The organism is Streptomyces sp. NPDC007875 (genome assembly GCF_042868035.1).
Classification (GTDB): Bacteria; Actinomycetota; Actinomycetes; order Streptomycetales; family Streptomycetaceae; genus Streptomyces; species Streptomyces antimycoticus.
Window position 1 is genome coordinate 214,436 of record NZ_JBIADZ010000006.1, and the last position, 25,092, is coordinate 239,527.

Consider the following 25,092-nt stretch of genomic DNA (forward strand, 5'->3'; position numbering starts at 1 on the left):
TCGGGCTGCTACTTCACGATGGTGATGCGGTCCGCCTTCGGCGGGTCCAGGGGCGAGGACTGCGACGAGTGCGCGCCCAAATAGGCCGTGAACGCGTCCAGGTCGGAGGCTCCGACGAGCTTGTTCTTGCCCTCCTTGAAGGCGGGGAAGCCGTCGCCGCCGCCCGCGAGGAACTCGTTGAGCGCGACCCGGTAGGTCTTGGCGGGGTCGATCGGCTCACCGTTCAGCTTCACCGTGTCCGTGACGATCCGGTCCTTGCCGGACTTGGTCAGATCCAGGGTGTAGGTGAGGCTCTTGGAGACCTGGAGGATCTTCGGGGACGCCTCGTTGGAGCCGCTGACCTGCTGCTGGAGCGCGGTGATGAGCTGGGAGCCGGTCAGGTCGATCACGTTCATCATGTTGGTGAACGGCTGGACGGTGAACGCCTCGCCGTAGGTCACCACCCCGTCGCCCTCGCTCCCCGACGCCTTGTGGGCGAGGTCGGAGCGGATGCCGCCGGGGTTCATGAAGGCGAGTTGGGCGCCGCCCTTGTCGGACGGGGAGAGCGCTTCGAGCTGGCCGTCGGCGATGACGTCGCCCAGGGGCGTTTCATACGCGGTGGAGCCGCGGCCGTTGACGTCGGCGGAGATGTAGCCGACGGGCTTGTTGGCGATCGGGGCGGCCAGCTTGTTCCAGCGCCCGATGAGCGAGGTCATGTCGGGGGCCTTGGGCTGGTCGCGGTTCACGACGTGGTTCGCCGCGTTGGCGCCCTTCACGTTCGTTCGCACGATGTCGCCGGTGCGGCGGTCGTAGGTGAGCGTGGTGTCCGTGTAGAGGCGGCCGAAGGAGGCCGCGGAGGTCACGGTGCGCGGGGTGCCGGACGGGTCCGGGATGGTGCAGGTGTACGCCTGGTGGGTGTGGCCGGTGACCAGGGCGTCGACCTTGGGCGAGATGTTCTTGGCGATGTCGACGATGGGGCCGGAGATGCCCTTGCCCGCACCGCCGTTGTCGCAGTCGTCGTTGTACGCGGAGGAGGCGGGCAGCCCGCCCTCGTGGATGAGCGCGACGATCGACTTCACGCCCTTGCGCTGCAGCTCCTTGGCGTACTTGTTGACCGTCTCGACCTCGTCGTGGAACTTCAGGCCCTTGACGCCCTCGGCGGTGACGATGTCCGGGGTGCCCTCGAGGGTGACCCCGATGAAGCCGATCTTCACGCCCTTGTGCTTCCACACGGTGTAGGGCTTGAGGATGGGCTTGCCGGTCTTCTCGTCGGTGACGTTCGCGGCGAGGTAGGGGAAGTCGGCGCCCGGGAAGGTCTTGCCCTTCTCGTAGCAGCCCTCCTCAGGGTGGCAGCCGCCGTTCTGCATCCGACTCAGCTCGGCGCGGCCCTCGTCGAATTCATGGTTGCCGACGGCGGTCACGTCGAGGTCCAGCTTGTTGAGCGCCTCGATGGTCGGCTCGTCGTGGAAGAGACCGGACAGCAGCGGGCTGGCGCCGATCATGTCGCCGCCGGCGGCGGTGACGGAGTAGTCGTGGCCCTTACGGGCGTTACGGAGGGAGGCGGCGAGGTATTCGGCGCCACCCGCCGGGATGGTCTTGGTGGTGCCGTCCGGCTGGGTCTCGGTGACGGTGCCCGAGGAGCCCTGCGGGGGCTCCAGGTTTCCGTGCAGGTCGTTGAAGGACAGCAGCTGTACGTCGACGGTGCGCCCGGGCCGGTGCTTGTCCGAGGCGGCGGCGGTGTCCGCGCCCGCCGGGCCCACGGCGGTCAGCACCCCGGCCGCGGCGGCCAGCACCGCGACTCCCGTGGCCAACCGGCGTGCCGCCCCGCGCCGTTGAGGTCTCGCTGGCATGTCGTCCCCTTGTGTGCCCCGTGATGGATGGTGGAGCGCAGCTTACGGTCAACGCGCGTAGCGGGGCAGGGGTGGGAGGTTAAGAGCTGGTAGCCGATGGTCAACGGTGTGGGGCGACTTCGCCCGACTCTCGGGATCCTCATCGCGAAGAGTCGCGACAAGGGGACGATCGAGTACGCCCTGCGGAGCGACAACGCACCGCTCGCCGTGAGCACCTACGCCGCGCTGCCGCCCCATGTGCGGGAGCTGATGCCCAGCGCCGAGGATCTCTCGCGTATCGCCGACGACATCCTCGACGGGGATGGGGCAGCCGGGTGACCCGCCGGTAATACATACTGCAGCGACTTGCCGCACAAGGGGGCCGCCGTAGGCTCGGCCCCATGAATGACGTGGTGAACGAGACATCCGGTGCCCGGCGGCTCGATGTGCTGGAGGAGCTGGCGCCCACCGAGGCGCAGGATGTACTGCGGCTGGTCGCGGAGTCCGCGCACACCGATGGTCAGCAGGCCGTGTCCGAGCAGGGGCGGCTGCAGCTGCGGGGGCGGCGGGAGGGGGTGCGGCATCTGGTGTTGCGGGAGCCGAGCGGGGAGCTGGTGGGGTACGCGCAGCTGGAGGACACCGACCCGGTGGAGGCCCCGGCCGCCGAGCTGGTCGTGCACCCGGCGCACCGTGGGCAGGGGCATGGCCGGGCGCTGGGAGTGACCCTGCTGAGGGAATCGGGGAAGCGGCTGCGGGTGTGGGCGCACGGGGGACACGCCTCGGCGCGCCATCTGGCGCAGGTGCTGGGGCTGACGCTGTTCCGGGAGCTGCGCCAGATGCGCCGGCCCCTGGGGTCGCTCGCGGAGCTGGGCCTTGCGGAGCCCACGTGGCCGGAGGGCGTGACCGTAAGGACCTTCCGGCCGGGTGAGGACGACGCCGCCTGGCTGGCGGCGAACGCGGCGGCCTTCGCCCACCACCCCGAGCAGGGCTCGCTCACCCAGCGTGACCTGGACGACCGTAAGGGCGAGCCGTGGTTCGATCCGGCGGGGTTCTTCCTGGCCGAGCGCGAGGGGCAGATCGTCGGCTTCCACTGGACCAAGGTGCATGCCGAGGAGCGGCTGGGGGAGGTGTACGTCGTGGGCGTGCGGCCGGACGCGCAGGGTGGCGGTCTCGGTAGGGCGCTCACGTCGGCCGGGCTGCGGCATCTGGCGGCCCAGGGGCTGCCGACCGCGATGCTCTATGTGGACGCCGACAATTTCGCCGCGGTCGCGGTCTACGAACGGCTCGGCTTCGTCACCCATGAGACGGACCTGATGTACCGGACCGAGACCTGAGCCACCCCCCGGCCCGGGGGCTTGAGAGGGCGGAACCCCAGGGGGTCGGCCCCCTGGGGGATGGGTCCCGATTTCCTACGCGCCATGTGTCCGTTACCGGCGATTCAACCTTGGTTGCGAGCATCACCGAATGCAGCCCGCTGTGCCGAATTCGTCGAACCGGAGGCTCTGTGCCGTTTCCGCACCCGCTTCCGCCACGCCGTCTTCACCTCCGGCGCGGAACAATGAATTCATGAGCGACACCAGCGGTCAGGCATCGGTTTCCCCGCAGCCCCAGCCCCAGCGCCAGCCCTCGGTCGGGTCCATCGCGGCCCACCGGCCGCGCGCTGTCGCCGCGCCACCGGTGCGGTCGCTCGACCCCGACCTCGACGCCGACCTGGACTCGTACGAGGAGGGGGCCGGGCCCGACCCGGCGGGCGGGGAGCTGCCGCAGGGGCGGTTCCTGGACCGGGAACGCAGCTGGCTGGCGTTCAACGAGCGGGTGCTGGAGCTGGCCGAGGACCCCGCCACCCCGCTGCTGGAGCGGGCCAACTTCCTGGCGATCTTCGCCGGCAATCTGGACGAGTTCTTCATGGTGCGGGTCGCCGGCCTCAAGCGGCGCATCGCGACCGGGGTCGCCACCCGCTCGGCCTCCGGGCTGCAGCCGCGCGAGGTGCTGGATCTGATCTGGAACCGGTCCCGTGAGCTCATGGCCCGGCACGCCGCCTGCTATCAGCAGGACGTCGCCCCGGCGCTCGCGGAGGAGGGCATCCATCTGGTCCGCTGGCCGGATCTGACCGAGAAGGAGCAGTCCCGCCTCTTCACCCTCTTCCGGCAGCAGATCTTCCCCGTGCTGACCCCGCTCGCGGTGGACCCGGCCCACCCCTTCCCCTATATCTCGGGGCTTTCGCTCAATCTCGCGGTCGTGGTGCGCAACCCCGTGAGCGGGCATGATCACTTCGCACGTGTGAAGGTCCCGCCGTCGCTCTCCCGGTTCCTGGAGGCGTCGCCGCAGCGGTATGTGCCGCTGGAGGACGTGATCGCGGCGCATCTGGAGGCGCTCTTCCCGGGGATGGAGGTGCTCGCGCACCACATGTTCCGGGTGACCCGCAACGAGGACCTCGAGGTCGAGGAGGACGACGCCGAGAACCTCCTGCAGGCCCTGGAGAAGGAGCTGCTGCGCCGCCGTTTCGGGCCCCCGGTGCGGCTGGAGGTCGAGGAGTCCATCGACCCGTATGTGCTGGACCTGCTGGTGCGCGAGCTGAAGATCTCGGACGCGGAGGTCTATCCGCTGCCGGGGCCGCTCGACCTCACCGGGCTGTTCGGGATAGCCGCGCTGGACCGGCCGGAGCTGAAGTACCCCAAGTTCGTGGCGGGCACCCACCGGGACCTCGCCGAGGTGGAGTCCGCGTCCCCGCCCGACATCTTCGCGGCGCTGCGCGAGCGGGACGTCCTCCTCCACCACCCGTACGACTCGTTCTCCACCTCCGTGCAGGCGTTCCTGGAGCAGGCGGCCGCCGATCCGGACGTGCTCGCGATCAAGCAGACGCTCTACCGCACCTCCGGCAAGTCGCCGATCGTCGACGCGCTGATAGACGCCGCCGAGTCCGGCAAGCAGGTGCTGGTGCTCGTGGAGATCAAGGCGCGGTTCGACGAGCACGCCAACATCAAGTGGGCGCGCAAGCTGGAAGAGGCCGGCTGCCATGTCGTCTACGGCCTCCTCGGCCTGAAGACCCACTGCAAGCTGTCGCTGGTGGTCCGCCAGGAGGGCGACACCCTGACCCGCTACTCGCATGTAGGCACCGGCAACTACCACCCCAAGACCGCCCGGCTCTACGAGGACCTGGGGCTGCTGACGGCGAACTCCCAGGTCGGCGCGGACCTCTCCGACCTCTTCAACCGGCTGAGCGGCTACTCCCGGCGGGAGAACTACCGGCGGCTGCTGGTCGCCCCCAAGTCGCTGCGCGACGGGCTGATCACCCGGATCAGCAAGGAGATCACCCACCATCGGGCGGGGCGCCCGTCCTACGTCAAGATCAAGGTCAACTCGATGGTCGACGAGGCCGTCGTCGACGCCCTCTACCGGGCCTCGCAGGCCGGAGTGCCGGTCGATGTGTGGGTGCGCGGCATCTGCGCGCTGCGGCCGGGCGTCTCCGGGCTCTCGGAGAACATCCGGGTCCGCTCGGTCCTCGGACGCTTCCTGGAGCATTCGCGCGTATTCGCGTTCGGCAACGGCGGCGAGCCGGAGGTGTGGATCGGCAGCGCCGACATGATGCACCGCAACCTCGACCGCCGGATCGAGGCGCTGGTGCGGGTCACCGACCCCGGCCACCGCGCCGCCCTCAACCGCCTGCTGGAGACCGGGATGTCCGACTCCACCTCCTCCTGGCATCTGGGCCCGGACGGCGAGTGGACACGGCATGCGACGGACGCGGAAGGCCAGCCGCTGCGGAACGTTCAAGAGATGCTCATCGACGCCCGGAGGCGACGGCGTGGTTCAACGACATGACCTGTCACCGGCCGGGATGACGGGCGCCGCGGATCCGGCCGCCGCCCCGCCCTGCCCAGGGGCGGACGGCATGACGGACCGGGGTGTCACGGACCGCGGTGTGACGGACCGCGGTGTGACGACGGACCGGGGCACGGCCGACCGGGGCGTGCCGGACCGGGCGGCGGAGGCCGCGGCGGCACCTTCGTGGGAGTCGGCGACGGCCGGGGAGGTGCTGTCGGCGTATCTGCACGCCCAGGCCGGGGACTTCCTCCGCAGCCTGCGGCTGCACCGCGAGAGCGGCTCCGATGTGCAGGAGGCGGCCGAGGCCGCCCGGCTGCTGCGCCGCGCCGCACGGCGGATCAGCGGCGCGCTCTACGTCTACCGCCCGCTCACCGATACGGCCTGGTCCGATGAGCTGCGGACCGAGCTGGCCTGGCTGTCGGGCACGCTGGCGCGGGAGCACGCCTACGCGGAGCGGCTGGACCGGCTGCGCGGCGCCCTGCGCCGGCTCTCCGGCGCGGGCGGCCCCTCGGACCGGTCGTCGCAGGGCGAGGGGACGGCCGCCGAGATCGCGAGCCCCGGTGAGTGGCCCGCCGACGGCGCCACGAACGCCGCGCATGCCGCGAGCGCGGGGCGCACCGCGCGCGGTGGGGTCACGGTCGCGGTCGACGGCGCGGGCGGTCCCTCCGGCACCGCGGGCACTGGCGGCGGAGGTACTGCGGGCACTGGCGGCGCTGCCGCCTCCGTCCCGCCCCGTTCCACCCGTGCCGCCCGCCGCAGTGTCTCCCTGGCCGCCGGTGCGCCGGGAGGCGGAGTCGCGGACCCTGTCGGGGGGCAGGACGCGCGGCCCGGTCCGGCCGATCCGGGCGGCGGCGCCGAGGGCGCGGCCGGGACGTCCAGGGACGAGGCCCGGGCGGCCGGACAGCGGCGCGGTGAGCGCGGTGACAAGAACGGCCGGGGTGCCAAGGGCGAGAAGCCCGACCGACCCGGCCGGCCGGGCGCGGCCCATCAGCGGGCCGGTGCCGAGGAGGAGGCCCGCGGCGGGGCGCTGACCGTGGGCGCGGCCCGCGCCGGAGCGCTGCTGGAGCGCCAGCTCACCTTGGCCCGGACCCGGGCCCACACCGCGGCCCTGGAGGCGCTCGGCTCCTCCCGCTTCCACGCGGTCGCCGACACCGTCGCCCTGCTCGCCTCCGACGCCCCGCTCGACGAGACCAACGCCGCCCGCCCCGCCGGACAGGTGCTGCCGCCGCTCGCCGAACTGACGAACCGGCGGCTGGCCGAGGCGGTGGAGGCGCTGCCGCTGATCCGCGCCGGACATCCGTACAACGCGGAGGCGCTGGTCCACGGCCTGGCGGCGACCTCGGCTGCGGACGCCCCGCCCGCCAGCGAGCGCCAGGACGCCCCCTGGCACCAGGTGCGCCATCTGCTGCGGCTGCGGCGGTACGCCCTGGAGGTGCTCGACCAGGTGTGGCAGCAGCCGGACGGGGCAGGCGGGCCGGGCGGGTCCGGCCCCGCGGACGCCGAGCCGCCGCTGTCCGTACGGCTGCTGGCCGCCGGGCAGGTGCTGGAGCGCCACCGCGACGCGGCCGAGGCGGCCGCCGCCGCGGCGGCCGCCGCCCGTACGCCCCGGATCGCCCCGGCGACGGCGTACGCGCTGGGCGTGCTCCACGCCGATCAGCGGCACGAGGTCGAGGCGACCCGCTTCGCCTTCGGCCGGATCTGGCGGCGCGTGGCCACCAGAGCTTCCTGACGGCGGACGCCCGCGGCGAGCGGCGCCGACGCGAGCGGCCCGGCGACAACAACAGACGACGCACAGACACGACGCACAGACACGACGCACAGACACGACGCACAGACACGACGCACAGACACGACGCACAGACACGACGCACAGACACGACGCATGGGCACGAAGAATGCGACGGACACCGGAGACCGGGGAAGGAGACGGCGGATGAACCGGTCAGATTCCCGTGGTGACGGGGGAGCGGACACCGGGACGGTCCTGGCGGCGGGCTGTGTGCTGTGGCGACGGTCCCCGCACGGCGGCGGGCTGGAGATCGCCCTCGTCCACCGTCCCCGCTACGACGACTGGTCCCACCCCAAGGGCAAGCTGAAGCACGGCGAGGACGCGCTGCACGGCGCGGTGCGCGAGGTCGTCGAGGAGACCGGTATGGGCTGCGCCCCGGGGGCGGTGCTGCCCACCCTCCACTACCTGGCCAAGGGCCGCCCCAAGGAGGTCCGCTACTGGGCGGCGGAGGCCGTCGACGACGAGACCTTCGTACCCAACCGCGAGGTCGACCGCCTGCTCTGGCTGCCCCCGGACGCGGCCCGCCTCCGTCTCTCCTACGACCACGACCGCACGCTCATCGACGCGCTGCTGCACGCCCTGCGGCCGTCCTGAGCCGCGCCCGGTGCCCTGACCGGCGGGCGGCTCCCCGCCGGCGTCCCGGCTCCCCTACAGGAAGCGTGCGAGGAACGCGCGGGTGCGGGGGTTGGCCGGATCGTCCAGCACCTCCTGCGGGGTGCCGCTTTCCAGGACCTGGCCGCCGTCCATGAACACCACACGGTCCGCCACCTCCTTCGCGAACCCGATCTCGTGCGTCACCACGAGCATGGTGAGCCCGTCCCGGGCCAGATCGCGCATGGTGGCCAGGACCTCGCCGACGAGTTCGGGGTCCAGGGCGTTGGTCGGCTCGTCGAAGAGCATCAGCTTGGGCCGCATGGCCAGGGCGCGGGCGATGGCCACGCGCTGTTGCTGACCGCCGGAGAGCTGGCGCGGATAGGAGGCCGCCTTGTCGGCGAGGCCCACCCGGGACAGCAGCTCCATCGCCGTCCGGCGCGCCTCGGCCTTGGAGATGCGGAGCACACCCACCGGGGCCTCGATGACGTTCTCCAGGACCGTCTGGTGCGGGAAGAGGTTGAAGTGCTGGAACACCATGCCGATGTCACGGCGCTGCCGGGTCACCTCGCGGGGGCTCAGATGGTGGACGCGCCCGGCGGACCGCCGGAAGCCGATCAGTTTGCCCTCGACATGGATGGCGCCGGCGTCGATCTGTTCCAGGTGGTTGATGCAGCGCAGAAAGGTCGACTTACCGGAACCGGACGGTCCCAGGAGCACCACGACCTGGCCCCTGCGCACCTCCAGGTCGATGCCGCGGAGCACCTCCAGCTGCCCGAACCGCTTGCGGACCCCATGGGCCACGACCATCGGCGGCTCCGCCGCCGCGTCCTCGGGAGCGGTGGCCCCCCGGGTGTCCTGGATCGTCATGTGTCCTTTCCTGCACCAGTCCAGAGCCCAGGTGCCCTGCGGCTGGTCGCTCGGCCCCGAGCGGTCGGCCGCGCTGGCCGGGGTGCTGGAGGGCGCGCCGAACGTCATCATCGTCGAGGACGACGGCCTGGGCCCGCTCACCACCACACCCGTCGCCGTACTCGGCGCGCATCTGCCGCACCGGACCGCTCTCGTCCGCTCCTACTCCAAGGCCTACGGCCCGGATCTGCGGATCGCGGTGGTCGGCGGACCCCGGGAGATCATCGAACGGGCGCGGGTGCTGCGCACCTTCGGTACCGGGTGGACCAGCCGCATCCTGCAGGACGCCCTGGCCCATCTGCTCACCGACGAGGACGCGAGCCGGTGCGTGCGCGATGCCGCCCGACGCTATGACGAGCGGCGGTCCGCACTGGCCGAGCGGCTGGCCCGGCGGGGTGTGCGGACCGGCAACCGGGACGGGCTGATGCTGTGGGTACCGGTGGTGGACGAGACCTCCGCACTGGTCACCCTGGCTGCCCGGGGCATCACCGTCTCGCCGGGCAGCCGGTTCTGCGTCTCCTACGCGCGTCCCCATGTGCGGGTCGCCACCAGCAGGCTGACCCGGGACGGGACGCTGCTCGACGAGACCGCCGAGCTGATCGCGCTCGCCGCCGCCTCCTCTGTCGGCCGGCTGGAGTGACGGGAGCGACGAGTGACGCGCGCTTTGAGCGGGCTACCGGCGGCGCAGGCTCTTGTCCGCGAGCGCCGGCGGCAGGTAGTAGCTGTCGTCCCGGTTGAGGTCCGTGCCGGGCGGGACGATCTCGTCGATCCGGTCCAGGACGTCCTCGCTCAGCTCCACCTCGGACCCGGCGAGCAGATCCTCCAGCTGCGCCATGGTGCGCGGGCCGATGATCACCGAGCTGATGGCCGGATGGGCCCGTACGAAGGCGATGGCCAGATGCGGCAGCGAGAGCCCGGCGTCGGACGCCAGCTCGGACAGCGCGCCGACCGCCTCCAGCTTGCGCGCGTTGCCGGGCAGCGTCGGGTCGAACTTGTGCTTCTCCACGGCCGCCCGGCCGCCCGACAGATCGACGTCGGACGCCTTGGTGTAGCGGCCCGTGAGCCAGCCCGCGGAGAGCGGCCCCCAGCTCAGCACGCCCATCCCGTACTTCTGCGCGGTCGGCAGCACCGCCGCCTCCACGCCCCGCGCCAGGATCGAGTACGGCGGCTGCTCGCTGCGGAACCGTACGTGCCCGCGCCGGTCGGAGACCCACTGGGCCTCCACGATCTGCTCGGCCGGGAAGGTGGAGGAGCCGACGGCGCGCACCTTGCCCGCCCGGACCAGGTCGGACAGGACCGACAGCGTCTCGTCGATGTCCGTCGTGGGGTCCGGCCGGTGGATCTGGTAGAGGTCGATGTAGTCCGTGCCCAGGCGGCGCAGGCTGTTCTCGATCTCCTGGGTGATCCAGCGTCGTGAGTTGCCGCCCTCGTTGGGGTCGTCGCCCATCGGGAAATGGGCCTTGGTGGCCAGGACGATGTTGTCGCGGCGGCCCTTGAGGGCTTTGCCGACGATCTCCTCGGACTCGCCCTCGGAGTAGGCGTCGGCGGTGTCGACGAAGTTGATGCCCGCGTCGAGGGCGCGGTGGATGATCCGTACCGAGTCGTCGTGGTCGGCGTTGCCCAGGGCGCCGAACATCATCGCGCCCAGGGCGTACTCGCTCACCGAGATGCCGGTCCCACCGAGGATCCTGCGCTTCATGGCTGGTGCCTTCCTCTGCTGTCCATGGCGTCTGCCGTCCATGGCCTTATGCGCCTTCAGCCTCGGGTCCGGGCGGATACCTCACCAGGCCCGGCTCAACCTGGGTCTGCCAGAACCACCTGTCCGGCCCAGAAACGGGCGGCGCGCGGATAATGGACGGATGGGCCATTCCGAACCGGAGACCAAGTCGTTTCTCAAGGCGCGCCGCGCCGCGCTCGACCCGGCGGAGCTCGGGCTGCCGGAGGGGATCGTGCGGCGCCGGGTGCGGGGGCTGCGCCGTGAGGAGGTCGCCCAGCTGGCCGGGATCAGCGTCGACTACTACACCCGTATCGAGCAGGGCCGGGCCCCGGCCATCTCGGACTCGGTGGTCGACGGACTGGCGCGGGCGCTGCGGCTGAACCCGTCCGAGCACACCTATCTGCGCAACATCACCCTGCCGCGGCGGCGCGGCGGAGCAGCCGACCCCGACCCGCGGCCGCGGGTGCGGCCGGAGATCCAGCAGCTGCTGAACGCGATGGACGGCAATGTCCCGGCCTATGTCTACGGCCCGGCGATGGACGTCCTGGCCTGGAACCGGCTCGGCACCCTGCTCGGCATCGACTACCCCGCGATCCCCGAGGAGCGGCGCAACGGCCCGCTGCTGGTCTTCCTCGACCCCCGGCTCAAGGAGATCCATCCGAACTGGGCCGAGGTCGCCGACGACACGGTGGCGGGGCTGCGCGCGGAGGTCGGGCGCCACCCCGGCAGCTCACGGGTGTGCCGGGTGACCCATGAGCTGCTGGAGCGGAGCGAGGAGTTCCGGCGGCGGTGGGAGACACAGGAGGTGCAGGAGCGGACGCGGGGCGTCAAGCGGTTCCGCCATCCCGAGGTGGGGGAGCTGGTGCTGCGGTTCGAGGCGTTCGTCCTGCCCGCCGACCCGGGGCAGATGCTGTGCACGTACACGGCCGACGAGGGGTCGGCGACGGCGGAGGCGCTGAAGGTGCTGGCGGGCGCGGCGGCGGTGGCCTGACGGCCCGAGCCGCCGCCCCGCGCTCTGCCCCGACCTTGTTTCGTCCAACCTCCTTGACGCGACTGGAAAGTTTCCTTACTTTCAACTCCTCTCACGGTGGCGCGCTAGGGCAATGGAGGTCCGGATGTCCGGCACCGGGGGCGGATTCGTCCGCCGTATCGGCCTGTTCCAGGCGACAGCCATCAACATGAGCCAGATGTGCGGCATCGGCCCGTTCGTCACCATCCCCCTCATGGTCGCCGCCTTCGGCGGGCCGCAGGCCGTCATCGGCTTTGTCGCGGGCGCGGTGCTCGCGCTCGCCGACGGGCTGATCTGGGCGGAGTTGGGCGCCTCGCTGCCGGGGGCCGGGGGCAGCTATGTGTATCTGCGCCAGGCGTTCCAGTACCGCAGCGGCAAGCTGATGCCGTTCCTGTTCGTGTGGACGGCGATGCTGTTCATCCCGCTGATCATGTCCACGGGTGTGGTCGGTCTGGTGCAGTATCTGGGCTATCTGTGGCCCGATATGACGCAGACCCAGGGCGATCTGGTCGGACTCGGCGTCATCGTCCTGGTCATCGGGCTGCTGTGGCGGGGGGTCGAGCACATCGCCCGGATCACGGCCGTCATGTGGTGCGTGATGATCGCCTCCGTGGTCCTGGTCATCGTCGCCGCCTTCAGCCACTTCGACGCGGGGCAGGCGTTCACCTATCCGGCCCATGCCTTCGAACTGAGCAGCGGTCACTTCTGGACCGGATTCGCCGCGGGCCTGACCATCGGGATCTACGACTACCTCGGCTACAACACCGCCGCGTACATGGGCGCCGAGATCAAGGACCCCGGCCGCACCCTGCCGCGGGCGATCGTCACCTCGATCGCCGGAATCATGGGGATCTATCTGCTGCTGCAGATCGGCACCCTCGGCGTCGTCGACTGGCATGAGATGACCGAGCCCGGCTCGGTGGCCTCCCAGTCCGTCGCCTCGGCGGTGCTGGAGGAGACCTGGGGAAAGGGCGCGGCCGACGTCGTCACCGTGCTCATCCTGATCACGGCCTTCGCGTCCGTCTTCGCCGGGCTGCTCGGCGGCTCCCGGGTGCCGTACGACGCCGCCCGCGAACGGGTCTTCTTCCGGCCGTACGGCACGCTCCACCCGCGCCATCGCTTCCCCGTGCTGGGCCTGGCCACGATGGGTGTCGTCACCGCGATCGGCTTCCTGATCGGCCGCCACACCGATCTGGCCACGCTGATCCAGCTGCTGACCACGGTCATGGTGATCGTGCAGGCCCTGGCGCAGATCGTCGCCCTCACGGTGCTGCGCCGCCGCCAGCCGGGGCTGCGGCGGCCGTACCGGATGTGGCTCTATCCGCTGCCGAGCGTGGTGGCGCTGGTGGGCTGGGTGGTGATCTACGGATACGCGGACAAGAACTCCCCCGGACGGCACCCCATCGAATGGTCGCTCGCCTGGGTCGCGGCGGGGTGTGTGGCGTTCGTGCTGTGGGCGCGGGTGGAGAAGGTGTGGCCGTTCGGGCCGAAGGAGATCAGCGAGGAGTACGCGGCGGGGGCCGACCCCGACGCGGCCCCGACCGGAGCCGTCAGCCCCGGGGCGCCAGCGCCTCCCACCGCACCGTGACCTCGCCCTGGCGCCAGCGCCGTGGGCCGTCGGCGAGCGGCCAGCCCTGTGCCCGGAGCGTCTGGGCGCTGCGTATCCAGCGCTGACGCGCGCTGAGCGGCGCGTACGGGGCGGCGGCCGCCCAGGCGCGGTCGAAGTCGCGCAGAAAGGTGTGCACCGCCTCGCCCGGCACATTGCGGTGGATCAGCGCCTTGGGGAGGCGCTCGGCCAGGTCGGAGGGGCGTTCCAGGGAGCCGAGGCGGGCCGCGAAGGTCACGGTGCGCGGGCCCGCGGCGTCGAGCGCGACCCACACATGCCGCCGCCCGATCTCGTCACAGGTGCCCTCCACCAGCAGCCCGCCGGGCGCCAGCCGTGCGCACAGCCGCCGCCATACGGCGGCGACCTCGCCCTCCTCGTACTGCCGCAGCACATTGGCCGCCCGGATGAGCGCCGGGCGGGCCCCGCCGGGCAGCGGCACCTCGAAGCCGCCGTGCGCGAAGGTGAGCCCCTCGCGCTCGTACGGCCGCGCGGCGGCCACCCGTCCGGGGTCGATCTCGACCCCCACGACGCGGGCCCCGGCCCGTACGGTCCGTAGCCGGTCCAGCAGCTCGAGCGCGGTCCACGGGGCAGCCCCGTACCCCAGATCCACCGCCACCGGTGCCTCCCCGGCCCGCCGCAGCGCGGCCCCGTGCGCCGCCGCGATCCACCGGTCCATCCGGCGCAGCCGATTGGGATTGGTCGTCCCGCGGGTCGCCGAACCGATCGGACGGGACGGCGGGGGAACGCGGGCGGGCATGGCGCAGAGCCTATGCGGGGGCGGACGGGGCGTGGCCGACGGGTATCGGAACGTCACGCTTTGGCAAAGCGGAAATGGGAACCATGAGTTCCGGTGTTAACGCCGAAGGAGGGAGCCCGCCCCGTCAAGGAGGTAACGCTCGGTGAGCCAGCACGCGTCCCGGCTCGGCGGTCTGCGAGGCCGGTCCCATATACCGTTCGGCGCCCCGTCCCACCAGCGGCTTCGCCGCATTCCACGGCGGCCGCGGCGGATCGCGATGCTCAGTGTGCACACCTCGCCGCTGCATCAGCCCGGCACCGGCGACGCCGGGGGGATGAACGTCTACATCGTCGAGCTGGCCAAGCGTCTGGCCGCCATCGACATCGAGGTGGAGATCTTCACCCGGGCCACCACCGCCGCGCTGCCCCCATCCGTCGAGCTCGCCCCCGGTGTGCTCGTCCGGCATGTGGACGCGGGGCCCTACGAGGGGCTGGCGAAGGAGGATCTGCCGGCCCAGCTGTGCGCGTTCACCCACGGGGTCATGCGGGCGTGGGCCGGGCACCGGCCGGGCCATTACGATCTCGTCCACTCCCACTACTGGCTCTCCGGCCACGTCGGCTGGCTGGCCGCCGAGCGCTGGGGAGTGCCGCTGGTGCACGCCATGCACACCATGGCCAAGGTCAAGAACGCCGCGCTGGCGGCGGGCGACACCCCCGAGCCCGCGGCCCGCGTGATCGGCGAGCAGCAGATCGTCCGCGCCGCCGACCGGCTGATCGCCAACACCGGCGGGGAGGCCGACGAGCTGGTGCACCACTACGAGGCGGCGCGCGAGCTGGTCGCGGTCGTTCACCCCGGGGTGAACCTCGACCGCTTCCGGCCCGCCGACGGCCGGGCCGCCGCCCGGGCCCGGCTGGGGCTGCCGGCCGACGCGCTCATACCCCTGTTCGCCGGGCGCATACAGCCGCTCAAGGCCCCCGACATCCTGCTGCACGCGGTCGCCCACCTCCTGGAGGAGGACCCCTCGCTGCGCGAGCGCATGGTCGTGCCCGTGGTGGGCGGCCCCAGCGGCAGCGGCCTGGCCAAGCCCGAGGGGCTGCACAAGCTGGCGGCGCGGCTGGGGATCTGCGATGTGGTCCGGTTCCGGCCGCCCTGTGCGCAGGACGAGCTCGCGGACTGGTACCGGGCGGCGTCCGTGCTGGTCATGCCCTCGTACAGCGAGTCGTTCGGGCTGGTGGCCATCGAGGCCCAGGCATGCGGCACGCCGGTCGTGGCGGCCTCGGTGGGCGGTCTGCCGGTGGCCGTACGGGACGGGGTCAGCGGCACGCTGATCCAGGGCCACGACCCCGCCGACTACGCCCGCGCCCTGCGCCCCTTCGCGAGCGACCCGGGGAGGGCGGAACGCATGGGCGCGGCGGCGGCCCGGCACGCGGAGTCCTTCGGGTGGGACACGGCCGCCGCGGCGACGGCGGAGGTCTACGCGGAGGCGATGCGTGAGCGGCGTCGCCTACGATCGGCCCATGGCTGACCCCAAGGCTGATCCCCAGGCGGACACCGCCCCCGAGGCCGACCCCCGGGCCGTCATCGAGCGGACGCTGAACGACGCCGAGCTGGAGTGGGAGAGCCCGGAGGACGGCACCTACGTCGTCACGCTCCCGGGCACCCGCAAGCTGTCGACCACCTGCTCGCTGCGGGTCGGCCGGCACTCCCTCTCGGTCAACGCCTTCGTCGTCCGCCATCCCGATGAGAACCACGAGGCCGTCCACCGCTGGCTGCTGGAGCGCAACACCCGGCTCTACGGGGTGAGCTACGCGATCGACCAGCTCGGCGACATCTATCTGGTGGGCAAGCTGCCGCTCGCCGCGGTCATCCCGGAGGAAGTGGACCGGCTGCTCGGCACGGTGCTGGAGAACGCGGACGGCAGTTTCAACACCCTGCTGGAGATGGGGTTCGCCACCGCCATCCGCAAGGAGTACGCCTGGCGCACGGCGCGCGGCGAATCCACGCGCAATCTTGAGGCGTTCAGCAATCTGACCCGGGACGCGGCGAAGTGAACGTGGGCGGAATGCGTTCCGCCCGCGCTCGATGTACGGCCCTGACGCGCCTCCTTGCCATGCCTGACGCGCGTCCATCCTGACGCGACCCCTTCCGCGCACCCCTGCCCCATGGCATTCTCACGCCGTCTCTCACCTGAACTGCGTTCACATCCATGGAAGGCGGGGCTGGTTCATGGGCACGGAGATCAACAGAAGGCGGCTGCTCGGCGGCGCGATGGGCGTGGCGGCGGGCGCCACGTTCCTGGGGACGGGCGCACCGTTCCTGACCGCCACGGACGCGGCGGCCGCATCGCGGACCACCGCCGGACCGGGCGCCTCGGGCGCGGCGCCCACCTCCGGCGGGGCGCGTACGTCCCCCCTCTGGCGTGAGTTCCGCGCCCGGCCGTACACCCATCCGCAGATCCCGTACGTCGCCCGCGCCGGATTCCTCGGCGGGCGTACGCACTTCCCCCGCCTGCCCGTCGTCGCGAACGTCCGCGACTACGGCGCCCGGCCCGACGGCTCCACGGACGCCGCCCCCGCGATCAACCGCGCCATCGCCGCGGCCGGCCGCCGTGGCGGCGGCACGGTCCTGGTGCCGCCCGGGACCTATCGCGTGGACGACGTCATCCGCCTCGGCTACGACAACGTCGTGCTGCGCGGCGCGGGCAGCGGCCGCACCACCCTCCACGCGACCCGCAGCCTCACCGAGCTGATCGGCCCGTACGGCAGCCGCTACGGTGGGGACAAGTCGTCCTGGTCCTGGGCCGGCGGGCTCATCTGGATCTGCCCGGACGCACGCTGGAGCTCCCTGACCGACGCGATCCGGGCCCAGGCGTGGCCGTTCGAGGGCTGGACGGGCAACAAGCGCGACGAGTGGCACACCCTCACCGATCTCGCCGCCCCCGCCCGCCGCGGGGACTGGACGGTGACCGTCGAGGATCCGTCCGCCCTGCGCCGCGACGACCGCGTGCTGTTCCAGCTCGCCGACGACGACACCCACTCCCTCCTGCGCCATATGGCCGGTGACGTCGAGGGTGCCGCCGACTACGTCTGGGCCGACAAGACCAAGCTCACCTCGTACGTCCCCTACGAATGGCCGTGCCGCGTCGTCTCCGTCGACCGGTGGCGCCGCCGGGTGACCCTCGACCGTCCGCTGCCGCTGGATGCCAGGGCCGCCTGGAAGCCCCGGTTCACCACGCTCGTACGCCCGGTCACCGGCTCCGGGGTCGAGGGCATCACCCTCGACGTCGTCGAGACCCCGCAGTCGCAGCATCTGCTGGACAAGGGGTACAACGGCGTCGCGCTGCAGTGCGCGTGGGACTGCTGGGTGGACGACGTGACCGTCAACAACGTCGACAACGGCTTCCTGCTCGTCGCAGCCAAGGCGTGCACCCTGCGCCGCACCCGGGTGACGGGGCGCGGCAGCCATCATCCCTACTGCTGCCGCGAGGGCTCGCACGACAACCTGGTGGAGGACTTCGTGCTGGCTCAGCGCACCGTCCCGGCCCCGGCGGGGACGTCACTGCACGGCATCAACGTGGAGGGGCTGTCCAGCTACAACGTCTGGTCGCGCGGCCGGATGGAGATGGGCACCTTCGACACCCACCGCGGGATGCCCTTCGCCAACGTCCGTACCGAGATCACCGTGGACAACACGGGGGCGCACGGTGGCGACGCGAGCGCGGGCCCGCTTTACGGTGCGCGGTTCACCCACTGGAACGTCACGGTCAGCAATCAGCGGGCCGGGTGCGTCAAGGTCGACGACATCGCGCCGTACAGCGCGACGGTCGGGATCAGCGAGGTCCGGCAGTTCGGCCAGATCGACGTCCCGGACTTCACCGGTCCGCTGCACTCCCGTATCGAGTCCTATGGCCACCCTGAGGCCGTCCACCCCCGCAATCTGTACGAGGCACAGCGCGCGATCGGCTGACATCTCCCGGAAAACACGGTGAGAAACGCGGTGAAGAAATACGGTCCATGACGCCTCTTCATGGTGAACCGGCGCCGGCCGGGAACCATGAAGAGGAGACACAACGGTGCTCATGGACAATCCGTGGCTCACGGTGGCAACGGTCGTGACGGTGGGGGTGCTACGGCTGATGGGGGACGTCATCCGCTGGCTGGCGGCGCGCTCGGGCGAACGGCTCCGGGCGCGCACGCTGGCCGAGTTGGTGAGCAGAACGGCACCGGGCACGGTGCTCACCGACCGCCGCCCCGACGGCGCGGCGCTGACCATAAGGCGGCGGGCCGAGGAGCGGGACGGGGGCGATCGGGGTGAGTGACACGGTGGGGGAGACCGCGATCGGCGGCGAGTCCGAGGAGGAGTTCGACGCCTTCTACGCCCGCACCTACCCCTGGCTGGCCGCCCGCGCGGTGATGCTCAGCGGCAACCGGCAGAACGCCGAGGACGCCGTGCAGGAGGCGTACATCGAGGCGATGCGCCGCTGGCCCAAGGTCAGGGCCTACGCCTCACCCGAGGCATGGGTGACCACCACCATGCGGCGCAAGCTCTCGAAGGACGGGCGGCGCTGGTGGTTCCGCTGGAAGCCGGTCGAGATGGCCGAGACGACCGTCCCGGCCGCCACGACCGCCACCGTGGAGGAGACCGCCGAGGCACTGGCCGCGCTGCGCGCCCTCGGCACGCTGCCGCCGCGCCAGCGTCAGGTGGTCGTCATGCATTCGCTCGAGGGCATGAGCTATCGGGCGATCTCCGACGAGCTGGGGATCTCGGTCGGCAGCGTCGGCAGCAACCTCAACAAGGCCCGCGCCCGGCTGAGCCTGATGCTGGACATCTCCCCGGAGCTCGGCCGCCCGACCGAGCGCCTGCTGACCCGCACGCCTCAGGACCCGCTGACGGCGGCGCTGTACGGGGCCGCGGAGTGGCTGTCGGACGGTTTCCGGGGCGATGCCCGGAACGGCTTCCGGCCCGACGCCCCCGACGGCGTTCGGGAGGGCCGGTGATCGCCGCCGCCCGCGCCCTCCTCGCCCTCGCCCTGCTCGCCGTCTTCTACGCGCTGGTCGCGGCCATGGTGCTGCTCTGGGGCGCCTTTCTCGCGGCGGCCTTATGGACCGCCGCAGAGCCGGGGGTCCAGACGCCGCCCATGAGCGTCATCACCGCCTGCGCGGCGTTCGCCCCGATCGTCTTCGGCATGGTGTGGGCGGTGATCCGCACCGCCCGCCCCGCCGTATCGCGTGAGGACGCGGTGACGGTGACCCGGCGCGGGGCGCCGGAGTTATGGCGCACGGTCGAGGAGCTGGCCCTCGCCGTCGGCACCCGGCCGCCCGCCCGTATCCGGCTGACCGCCGAGGTCAACGCCTCCGTCACCGAGGACGCACCGCTCCTCGGGCTCGCCCCCGGCCGACGCGTCCTCTACCTCGGAATGCCCCTGCCGGCCTGTCTGCCACCCGCCGAACTGCGCGCCGTCCTCGCCCATGAGCTGGGCCACTTCTCCCGCCGCCACAGCCGTTTCGGCGCGGTCGCCCACCGGGGCGCGGCGGGGCTGGTCGCCGCCCGGCAGGCGATCCAGGAGGCGTCGGCCGCCAACCACCTGGTGCGGCTGTACGCGGGCTGGCCCCTGCTGCTGCTCGGCCTCTACACCCACGTCTTCCGGTGGCTCACCCGCCCGGTCCGGCGGCGGCAGGAGCTGGAGGCCGATCGCGAGGCCGCCCGGGTGGCCGGTCCGGGCGCCATGGCCGACGCGCTGCGTTCGACGGCGGCGCTGGAGGCGGCGTGGCAGGAGTTCCTGGCGGACTTCCTCGCCCCGATGCGCCGGGCGACGGGCCGGATCCCCGACGATCCGTTCCGCGCCTTCGCCCATATGGTCGAGGCCCCCGAAGTGCGGGAGCCGCTGGCCGCGTTACGCGCCCGGGCCGTAGAGCGGCCCGCCGACCCCGACGACGCGCATCCGGCGCTGGCCACCCGGCTGGAACGGCTGGCGCGCCTGCCCGCCCCGGAGCCCGGCGCCGAACACCTTTTCCCGGACGCCCTGTCCCCGGATCCCCTCGCCCCGGACCCCCTCTCCCTGCAGCCGCGGTACGCGGTCGCGCTGGGCCGCGTCATGCTGTCCGGCCCGGACGCGGGGAAGCGGGTGCCGTGGCGGGACTGGCTCACCGAGCTGGCCGAGTACCGCGCGACGCGCATCCTGACCCCGCTGGCCGAGGCGGTGCGCGGGGTCGAGGAGACCGAGGGGGTGGGACGCCAGAAGGCGGGGCCGGTCACGGTGCCGGAAGCGGAGCCGATCGGGGAGCCGGACGCGAGATGGGCCGGGCCGGAAGCGGGACCAGCCGCTCAGCCAGACGCGCTGACGATCCAGCGAGTGCTGCGGCTGCTGGACAGCGGCCGCCGTATGCCCCTCGCCCGCGCCCTCAACTCCCGTCTGCCGCACGGTGAGCGGACGCCCCACCCCGAGCAGACCGAACGCGACGATCCGCTCAGCTCCCTGGCCGACGCCCTGTCCGTGCTGATCGGAGCGCAGCTGGTCGCGCGGGGGACCGCGTACTGGGCCATGAACTGGACCGGCCCCAGCATCCTCGTACCGCCCGACGGCATCGCCCCCGAAACCATCCGCACCTGGGCCGACACCGCCGTGCGGCTGCCCGGCCAGACCCAGCGGCTCGGGCTGCACCTGGCCGCCCTGGGCGTGGACGAACGCGCACCCCTGCCCACCACCGCCTCCACCGGTCCGGCCGGGGCCGGAGGTACGGCGGACGGGCCGAGGCCAGGGGAGAAGGCGCGGCGGATCAGCATCGCGCCCGAGGTCACCGGCCCCGCGCGCCGGCGCATCATGGCCGTAGGGGCGCTGGCGCTCACCGTGCTGGTGGGGATGACCGGGGTGACGTTCGCGCTGTGGGCGCACAAGGACGAGCCGAGCTACCCGCGGATCCCGGTGACCCGGTGGAACGACCGCTACCAGCCGGGTGGCGGCACCGGTACGGATCCCGCTCCGTACCCGACCTACGGGACGCGGCCGACGTACCAGCTGCCAGTGCCCTCGCTGCCGCCCATCCACATCGAGCCCGTCATCCCCAGGTCTGCGCCGTAAGCGCGCCGGGCCGCGCCCCTAGCCACCGCCACCCTCGCCCACCCCAGCCCGGACGCCGCCCCCGGCACCCACCACCCCCTCAGCACCCACCTCAGCATTCACATCGCCCTCAGACCCCACGCCCTCAGGCCCCCTGCTCCCAGGCTGCTCCCGCATCGCACGCCCCAGCGCCGCGTACCCCCCGGCCGCCACGAGCCCCACCACGGCGCTGCTCGCCCACAGGGCGTCCGCCCCGAAGCGGTCCATGACCGCGCCACCCACCAGCGGCGCGGTGAGCGAGGCGAGGGACCACGACAGGCTGTACATCCCCTGGTAGCGGCCGCGCCCGTGAGTCGGGGAGAGCCGGGCCACGAGCCCCATCTGCGTGGGGGAGTTGATGATCTCACCGAGCGTCCAGACGGTGACGGCCACCGTGTACATCCCGACCGACCCGGCGAAGGCGGTCAGCCCGAAGCCCCCTCCGGTCAGCAGCGCGGAGGCCATCAGCAGCGGCGCCGGATCGCGATGTTCGAGGAACCGCGTCACCGGGATCTGTACGGCCACGATCAGCACGCCGTTGGTCGCGATCGCGATGCCGTAGTCCGTGCTGGACAGCCCCTGTGCCCCCATCGCCACGGGCAGCGCCACGAACGCCTGCTGGATGAGGGTCGCGACCAGATACGACAGCCCGACCACGGCCATGAACCGCCGGTCCCGCAGCACCGAGCCCAGCCCGACCTCCGGCTCAACCACTGCCCCGTCCCCGCCGCCGCTTCCGGCACTGCCACCCCGCTCCGGACGGGACTCCGGCACCTTGGCGAAGACGATGAACGCGCACAGCAGCGTCATCCCGGCGTCGCCCAGGAAGAGCGTGAGATAGCCGTGGCTCGCGATCAGCCCGGCCGCCGCCGCGGAGACGGCGAAGCCGAGGTTGATGGCCCAGTAGTTGAGCGCGAAGGCCCGCACCCGGTCCTCGGGGCGGACAATGTCGGCGATCATCGCTTGCACCGCGGGCCGCGAGGCGTTGCTGGTCATCCCCACCAGACAGGTCACGACGGCGATGGCGACCGGGTCCTGGACGAAGCCCAGCACGGCGACCGTGACCGCCGTCGACACCTGCGAGACCAGCAACGTGGGCCGCCGCCCCAGCCGGTCGGTCAGCACCCCGGCGACCACCGCCGACACCGCCCCGCCCAGCCCGTGCAGTGCCCCGACCAGCCCGGCGAACATCGCCGAATAGCCCCGGTCCACGGTCAGGTACATGGCAAGGAACGTGGCCACGAACCCGCCCAGCCGATTGACCAGCGTGGAGGTCCACAGCCACCAGAACTCCCGGGGCAACCCCGAGACGCTCTCCTTCGCGGCCTGTCTCAGTCGAGCGACGGACACCGGACGACTCCCCCCTTGTGCGCGGCACAAGCAACACCCGTAAGCGACACAAGCCGCATCTGTAAGTGGCACCACCAGCATCCGCAACTTACCGACGCCGCCTCCGCGCCGCCAGCGAATTGACGGGGTCCGTCAACCGACCCCCTCAGACCGGTCCAGTAGGCTCGGCAGCATGGCCGACGCACCGTACAAGCTGATCCTCCTCCGCCATGGCGAGAGCGAGTGGAACGCGAAGAACCTGTTCACCGGCTGGGTGGACGTCAATCTGAACGAGAAGGGCGAGAAGGAGGCTGTCCGCGGCGGTGAGCTGCTGAAGGACGCCGGCCTGCTCCCTGACGTGGTCCACACGTCCGTCCAGAAGCGCGCCATCCGCACCGCCCAGCTCGCCCTCGAGGCCGCCGACCGCCTCTGGATCCCGGTCCGCCGCTCCTGGCGCCTCAACGAGCGCCACTACGGCGCGCTGCAGGGCAAGGACAAGGCCCAGACCCTCGCCGAGTTCGGCGAGGAGCAGTTCATGCTGTGGCGCCGCTCGTACGACACCCCGCCGCCCCCGCTCGAGGACGGCGCCGAGTGGTCCCAGAGTGACGACCCGCGCTACGCGACCATCCCGCCGGAGCTGCGCCCGCGCACCGAGTGCCTCAAGGACGTCGTCCAGCGCATGCTGCCGTACTGGTACGACAGCATCGTCCCGGACCTGCTCACCGGCCGCACCGTCCTGGTCGCCGCCCACGGCAACTCCCTCCGCGCCCTGGTCAAGCACCTCGACGGCATCTCCGACGCCGACATCGCGGGCCTGAACATCCCCACCGGCATCCCGCTCTCCTACGACCTGGACACCGACTTCCGCCCCGTCAACCCGGGCGGCACCTACCTCGACCCGGAGGCCGCGAAGGCCGCCATCGAGGCGGTCAAGAACCAGGGCAAGAAGAAGTAGCGCGACGCGATCAAGCCCCCTACCTGCGGCCCCGGGCCGCGAGTAGGGGGCTTTTCGCTGCCCTGGGCCCACCTCAGGACCCTCACCAGCAAAAACACCGAGGCGGCCTACCATCCGAGCATCCTCAGGCGGGCGCTGCGGCCGAGCGCGTCAGCATGTCGGAACATGACTCCCAAGCTGGCGCGAGGGATTCTTCCCTGCGGAATGATCGAGGCATGGCGTCAAAGCCCAGCGTCTCCGAGCTCCGCCGCGCCAAGTTCGCTCGGCGGCTCCTGGCTCCCAACGTGACGGCTGTGGAGTTGCGCCAAATCGGCGGCGCCGACGCCATCATCAGCAACGCAGAGCACGCACGCACGAAGCGCCAGCGGTGAGTTGCACCCATCCCCACGCGTTCAAGGAGCCGCAGCATCGGCGCGGCGCTACAACTGCTCCACGTCAACGGCGGCGGGCGGCCAGCAAGAAGGTGACATCTATCGAAGCGATCGCGCCCCAGATCCAACACACCACCGTGACGTCCGTCGGGGCCAGGGCTGTCGCCAGTACGCCCAGCCCGATCGTGCCCACCACCACCTTGGCGTTGCGCTTCGTTGCGAGGGCGGCGCGTAGCGGCCCCGGTTCCGCGATCCGGTCCGCCAGATAGGCATCGAACGCTTCCGCGACTTGGTCGTCGATCTCGTCCCGTATCCGAGCATCCAGTGAGTCAGACATGGACAACCCCCTATGTCAGGCAAGCGGCACCCCAGCCCGTGCCTCTGGCCCGCCTGTCCGCACCGTTGTCCTCACGCTAGCCATTGCAGAGAAGTTCTGCAAATATTCTCTGCATAACTGCAGAGACCCTCTGCAGTAGGGTTGCCGCATGGCTGAGCGTCCTGAGACAAGGGTTCTCACCGGTCCAGACCTCAAGGCCTTCTACAAGGCGTTGTCCAACCCGGTGCGCCGAGACATCCTGAGCTACCTCGGCGAGCACGGCGAGGCGAACTCGACCAGCGTCGCCAAGGCACTCGGCGAGAGCACCGGCACTACCAGCTATCACCTGCGCAAGCTCGCCGATCTCAACCTGATCGCCGAGATCGAAGAGAAGTCCACCGGCCGTGAACGCTGGTGGAAGTCGCTTATGGCGGACATCTTCACGCCTCCAGGGCTCGTCATGACGGCCGACGAACGGGAGGCGGCGGTGAAGATCGGTGCGCTCAAGATGACGCAAGATCTGAGTCTCGTCGTGAGTGCGTACACGGGGTACGACAGCTCGGCAGGTTGGAACCAGATTCAGCGCTCTGGCCTGTGGATGACCAAGGATCAGGTGGCAGCATTTGTCGAGGAGTACCAGACACTGCTGCGCAAGTACGCGACCGATCCGGAGGATCCTCCTCCCGGCGCGCGCCGCATGGCTGTCCGTCTTGTTGTGTTGCCCGACCAAGAGCGCCCCCAGCTCACGCTGCCTACCGAAGCGGATCACGACTAGCGCCGTATGTGCTGAGAGCCGCTAGCCGTCATCGTCTCCCATCCGTGCCCGATCGGGCCGTCTCTGGGCCGTGAGCTGCTCGATCGGGCTGTCAGGCGGCAGGACCGGGAGGCCGCCGGCGTAGGCCCAGTGGGTGAGGGCGAGCGTGGTCTCGACCAGGTGGTCTTGCTGGCGGACGCGGGCAAGTTCCCCGGCACCGGCACGGCACGGGTGTGCGGGTGGCGGGACCTCGACGTCGTGGTGACCTGACGCACCGGTGG

The 25,092-nt window shown here is 71.7% G+C and carries 23 protein-coding genes; 17 read left to right on the forward strand and 6 right to left on the reverse strand.

From position 1 onward, the window contains the following. Positions 1-8 precede the first annotated feature (8 nt). Positions 9-1,829 (reverse strand): bifunctional metallophosphatase/5'-nucleotidase, encoded by a 1,821-nt coding sequence (locus ACFYOY_RS15605; RefSeq protein WP_388587469.1) that lies wholly within the window; start codon positions 1,827-1,829, stop codon positions 9-11. 108 nt (positions 1,830-1,937) lie between these two features. On the opposite strand from ACFYOY_RS15605, the gene ACFYOY_RS15610 reads away from it, so the two are divergent. The 5 genes from ACFYOY_RS15610 to ACFYOY_RS15630 all read left to right on the forward strand — a co-directional run bounded on the left by ACFYOY_RS15610 (position 1,938) and on the right by ACFYOY_RS15630 (position 8,016). Then, positions 1,938-2,147, forward strand: coding sequence for a hypothetical protein (locus tag ACFYOY_RS15610; RefSeq protein ID WP_351881853.1), 210 nt, complete (start codon positions 1,938-1,940; stop codon positions 2,145-2,147). A gap of 62 nt (positions 2,148-2,209) precedes the next feature. Further along, positions 2,210-3,142 (forward strand): mycothiol synthase, encoded by a 933-nt coding sequence (gene mshD, locus ACFYOY_RS15615; RefSeq protein ID WP_351881851.1) that lies wholly within the window; start codon positions 2,210-2,212, stop codon positions 3,140-3,142. A 232-nt stretch (positions 3,143-3,374) separates the two neighbouring features. Next, the gene (locus ACFYOY_RS15620; protein WP_351881849.1) at positions 3,375-5,630 is read left to right on the forward strand and encodes an RNA degradosome polyphosphate kinase; all 2,256 of its coding nucleotides are present in this window, start codon (positions 3,375-3,377) and stop codon (positions 5,628-5,630) included. Between the two features lie 70 nt (positions 5,631-5,700). Further along, the gene (locus tag ACFYOY_RS15625) at positions 5,701-7,362 is read left to right on the forward strand and encodes a CHAD domain-containing protein (protein WP_388587631.1); all 1,662 of its coding nucleotides are present in this window, start codon (positions 5,701-5,703) and stop codon (positions 7,360-7,362) included. A gap of 204 nt (positions 7,363-7,566) precedes the next feature. Continuing rightward, positions 7,567-8,016 carry an NUDIX hydrolase gene (locus ACFYOY_RS15630; RefSeq protein WP_388587474.1) on the forward strand — a complete coding sequence of 150 codons (450 nt, stop codon included), beginning with the start codon at positions 7,567-7,569 and terminating at the stop codon, positions 8,014-8,016. 54 nt (positions 8,017-8,070) lie between these two features. Here ACFYOY_RS15630 and ACFYOY_RS15635 read toward each other — a convergent pair whose 3' ends face one another. Beyond that, complete coding sequence (locus ACFYOY_RS15635; protein WP_388587477.1) at positions 8,071-8,883, reverse strand: amino acid ABC transporter ATP-binding protein; 813 nt, start codon at positions 8,881-8,883, stop codon at positions 8,071-8,073. Between ACFYOY_RS15635 and ACFYOY_RS15640 the strand changes: the two genes are divergently transcribed. Beyond that, positions 8,882-9,562: an aminotransferase class I/II-fold pyridoxal phosphate-dependent enzyme gene (locus tag ACFYOY_RS15640; RefSeq protein WP_351881843.1), complete on the forward strand. Its 681-nt coding sequence runs from the start codon at positions 8,882-8,884 to the stop codon at positions 9,560-9,562. The two genes, ACFYOY_RS15635 and ACFYOY_RS15640, sit on opposite strands and share 2 nt — an antisense overlap. A 33-nt stretch (positions 9,563-9,595) precedes the next feature. On the opposite strand, the gene ACFYOY_RS15645 is transcribed toward ACFYOY_RS15640, so the two are convergent. Next, positions 9,596-10,621 carry an aldo/keto reductase gene (locus ACFYOY_RS15645; RefSeq protein ID WP_351881841.1) on the reverse strand — a complete coding sequence of 342 codons (1,026 nt, stop codon included), beginning with the start codon at positions 10,619-10,621 and terminating at the stop codon, positions 9,596-9,598. Between the two features lie 160 nt (positions 10,622-10,781). On the opposite strand from ACFYOY_RS15645, the gene ACFYOY_RS15650 reads away from it, so the two are divergent. Together ACFYOY_RS15650 and ACFYOY_RS15655 are read left to right on the forward strand one after the other, a co-directional pair. Further along, entirely contained in the window at positions 10,782-11,630 is an 849-nt protein-coding gene (locus ACFYOY_RS15650; RefSeq protein ID WP_351881839.1) for a helix-turn-helix transcriptional regulator, read from the forward strand. Between the two features lie 124 nt (positions 11,631-11,754). Beyond that, the gene (locus ACFYOY_RS15655; protein ID WP_351881837.1) at positions 11,755-13,236 is read left to right on the forward strand and encodes an APC family permease; all 1,482 of its coding nucleotides are present in this window, start codon (positions 11,755-11,757) and stop codon (positions 13,234-13,236) included. Here the strand turns inward: ACFYOY_RS15655 and ACFYOY_RS15660 are convergent. Then, positions 13,199-14,011 (reverse strand): class I SAM-dependent methyltransferase, encoded by an 813-nt coding sequence (locus tag ACFYOY_RS15660; RefSeq protein ID WP_351881835.1) that lies wholly within the window; start codon positions 14,009-14,011, stop codon positions 13,199-13,201. The two genes, ACFYOY_RS15655 and ACFYOY_RS15660, sit on opposite strands and share 38 nt — an antisense overlap. A gap of 142 nt (positions 14,012-14,153) precedes the next feature. Here ACFYOY_RS15660 and mshA point away from each other — a divergent pair, with 142 nt between their 5' ends. The 6 genes from mshA (at position 14,154) to ACFYOY_RS15690 (ending at position 21,068) form a co-directional block, all read left to right on the forward strand. Further along, complete coding sequence (mshA, locus tag ACFYOY_RS15665) at positions 14,154-15,515, forward strand: D-inositol-3-phosphate glycosyltransferase (protein WP_388587482.1); 1,362 nt, start codon at positions 14,154-14,156, stop codon at positions 15,513-15,515. Then, positions 15,508-16,041, forward strand: coding sequence for a YbjN domain-containing protein (locus ACFYOY_RS15670; RefSeq protein ID WP_351881831.1), 534 nt, complete (start codon positions 15,508-15,510; stop codon positions 16,039-16,041). The genes mshA and ACFYOY_RS15670 overlap by 8 nt, the downstream gene beginning before the upstream one ends. 175 nt (positions 16,042-16,216) lie before the next feature. Continuing rightward, positions 16,217-17,956, forward strand: a complete 1,740-nt coding sequence (locus ACFYOY_RS15675; protein ID WP_388587485.1) for a glycoside hydrolase family 55 protein — start codon at positions 16,217-16,219, stop codon at positions 17,954-17,956. Positions 17,957-18,068: 112 nt separating this feature from the next. Then, positions 18,069-18,308: a hypothetical protein gene (locus tag ACFYOY_RS15680; protein WP_351881827.1), complete on the forward strand. Its 240-nt coding sequence runs from the start codon at positions 18,069-18,071 to the stop codon at positions 18,306-18,308. Next, positions 18,301-18,987 carry a sigma-70 family RNA polymerase sigma factor gene (locus ACFYOY_RS15685; protein ID WP_351881825.1) on the forward strand — a complete coding sequence of 229 codons (687 nt, stop codon included), beginning with the start codon at positions 18,301-18,303 and terminating at the stop codon, positions 18,985-18,987. The genes ACFYOY_RS15680 and ACFYOY_RS15685 overlap by 8 nt, the downstream gene beginning before the upstream one ends. After that, positions 18,984-21,068 carry a M48 family metallopeptidase gene (locus ACFYOY_RS15690; RefSeq protein ID WP_351881823.1) on the forward strand — a complete coding sequence of 695 codons (2,085 nt, stop codon included), beginning with the start codon at positions 18,984-18,986 and terminating at the stop codon, positions 21,066-21,068. The genes ACFYOY_RS15685 and ACFYOY_RS15690 overlap by 4 nt, the downstream gene beginning before the upstream one ends. An 18-nt stretch (positions 21,069-21,086) precedes the next feature. Here ACFYOY_RS15690 and ACFYOY_RS15695 read toward each other — a convergent pair whose 3' ends face one another. After that, positions 21,087-22,436, reverse strand: a complete 1,350-nt coding sequence (locus tag ACFYOY_RS15695; protein ID WP_351881821.1) for an MFS transporter — start codon at positions 22,434-22,436, stop codon at positions 21,087-21,089. Positions 22,437-22,608: 172 nt separating this feature from the next. On the opposite strand from ACFYOY_RS15695, the gene ACFYOY_RS15700 reads away from it, so the two are divergent. Together ACFYOY_RS15700 and ACFYOY_RS15705 are read left to right on the forward strand one after the other, a co-directional pair. Further along, the gene (locus tag ACFYOY_RS15700; RefSeq protein ID WP_351881819.1) at positions 22,609-23,370 is read left to right on the forward strand and encodes a phosphoglyceromutase; all 762 of its coding nucleotides are present in this window, start codon (positions 22,609-22,611) and stop codon (positions 23,368-23,370) included. Positions 23,371-23,585: 215 nt separating this feature from the next. Next, positions 23,586-23,741, forward strand: coding sequence for a hypothetical protein (locus tag ACFYOY_RS15705; protein ID WP_388587490.1), 156 nt, complete (start codon positions 23,586-23,588; stop codon positions 23,739-23,741). Between the two features lie 64 nt (positions 23,742-23,805). On the opposite strand, the gene ACFYOY_RS15710 is transcribed toward ACFYOY_RS15705, so the two are convergent. Further along, positions 23,806-24,078 (reverse strand): hypothetical protein, encoded by a 273-nt coding sequence (locus tag ACFYOY_RS15710; RefSeq protein WP_351881817.1) that lies wholly within the window; start codon positions 24,076-24,078, stop codon positions 23,806-23,808. 148 nt (positions 24,079-24,226) lie between these two features. Here ACFYOY_RS15710 and ACFYOY_RS15715 point away from each other — a divergent pair, with 148 nt between their 5' ends. After that, entirely contained in the window at positions 24,227-24,832 is a 606-nt protein-coding gene (locus tag ACFYOY_RS15715; protein WP_351881815.1) for a helix-turn-helix domain-containing protein, read from the forward strand. Positions 24,833-25,092 lie beyond the last annotated feature (260 nt).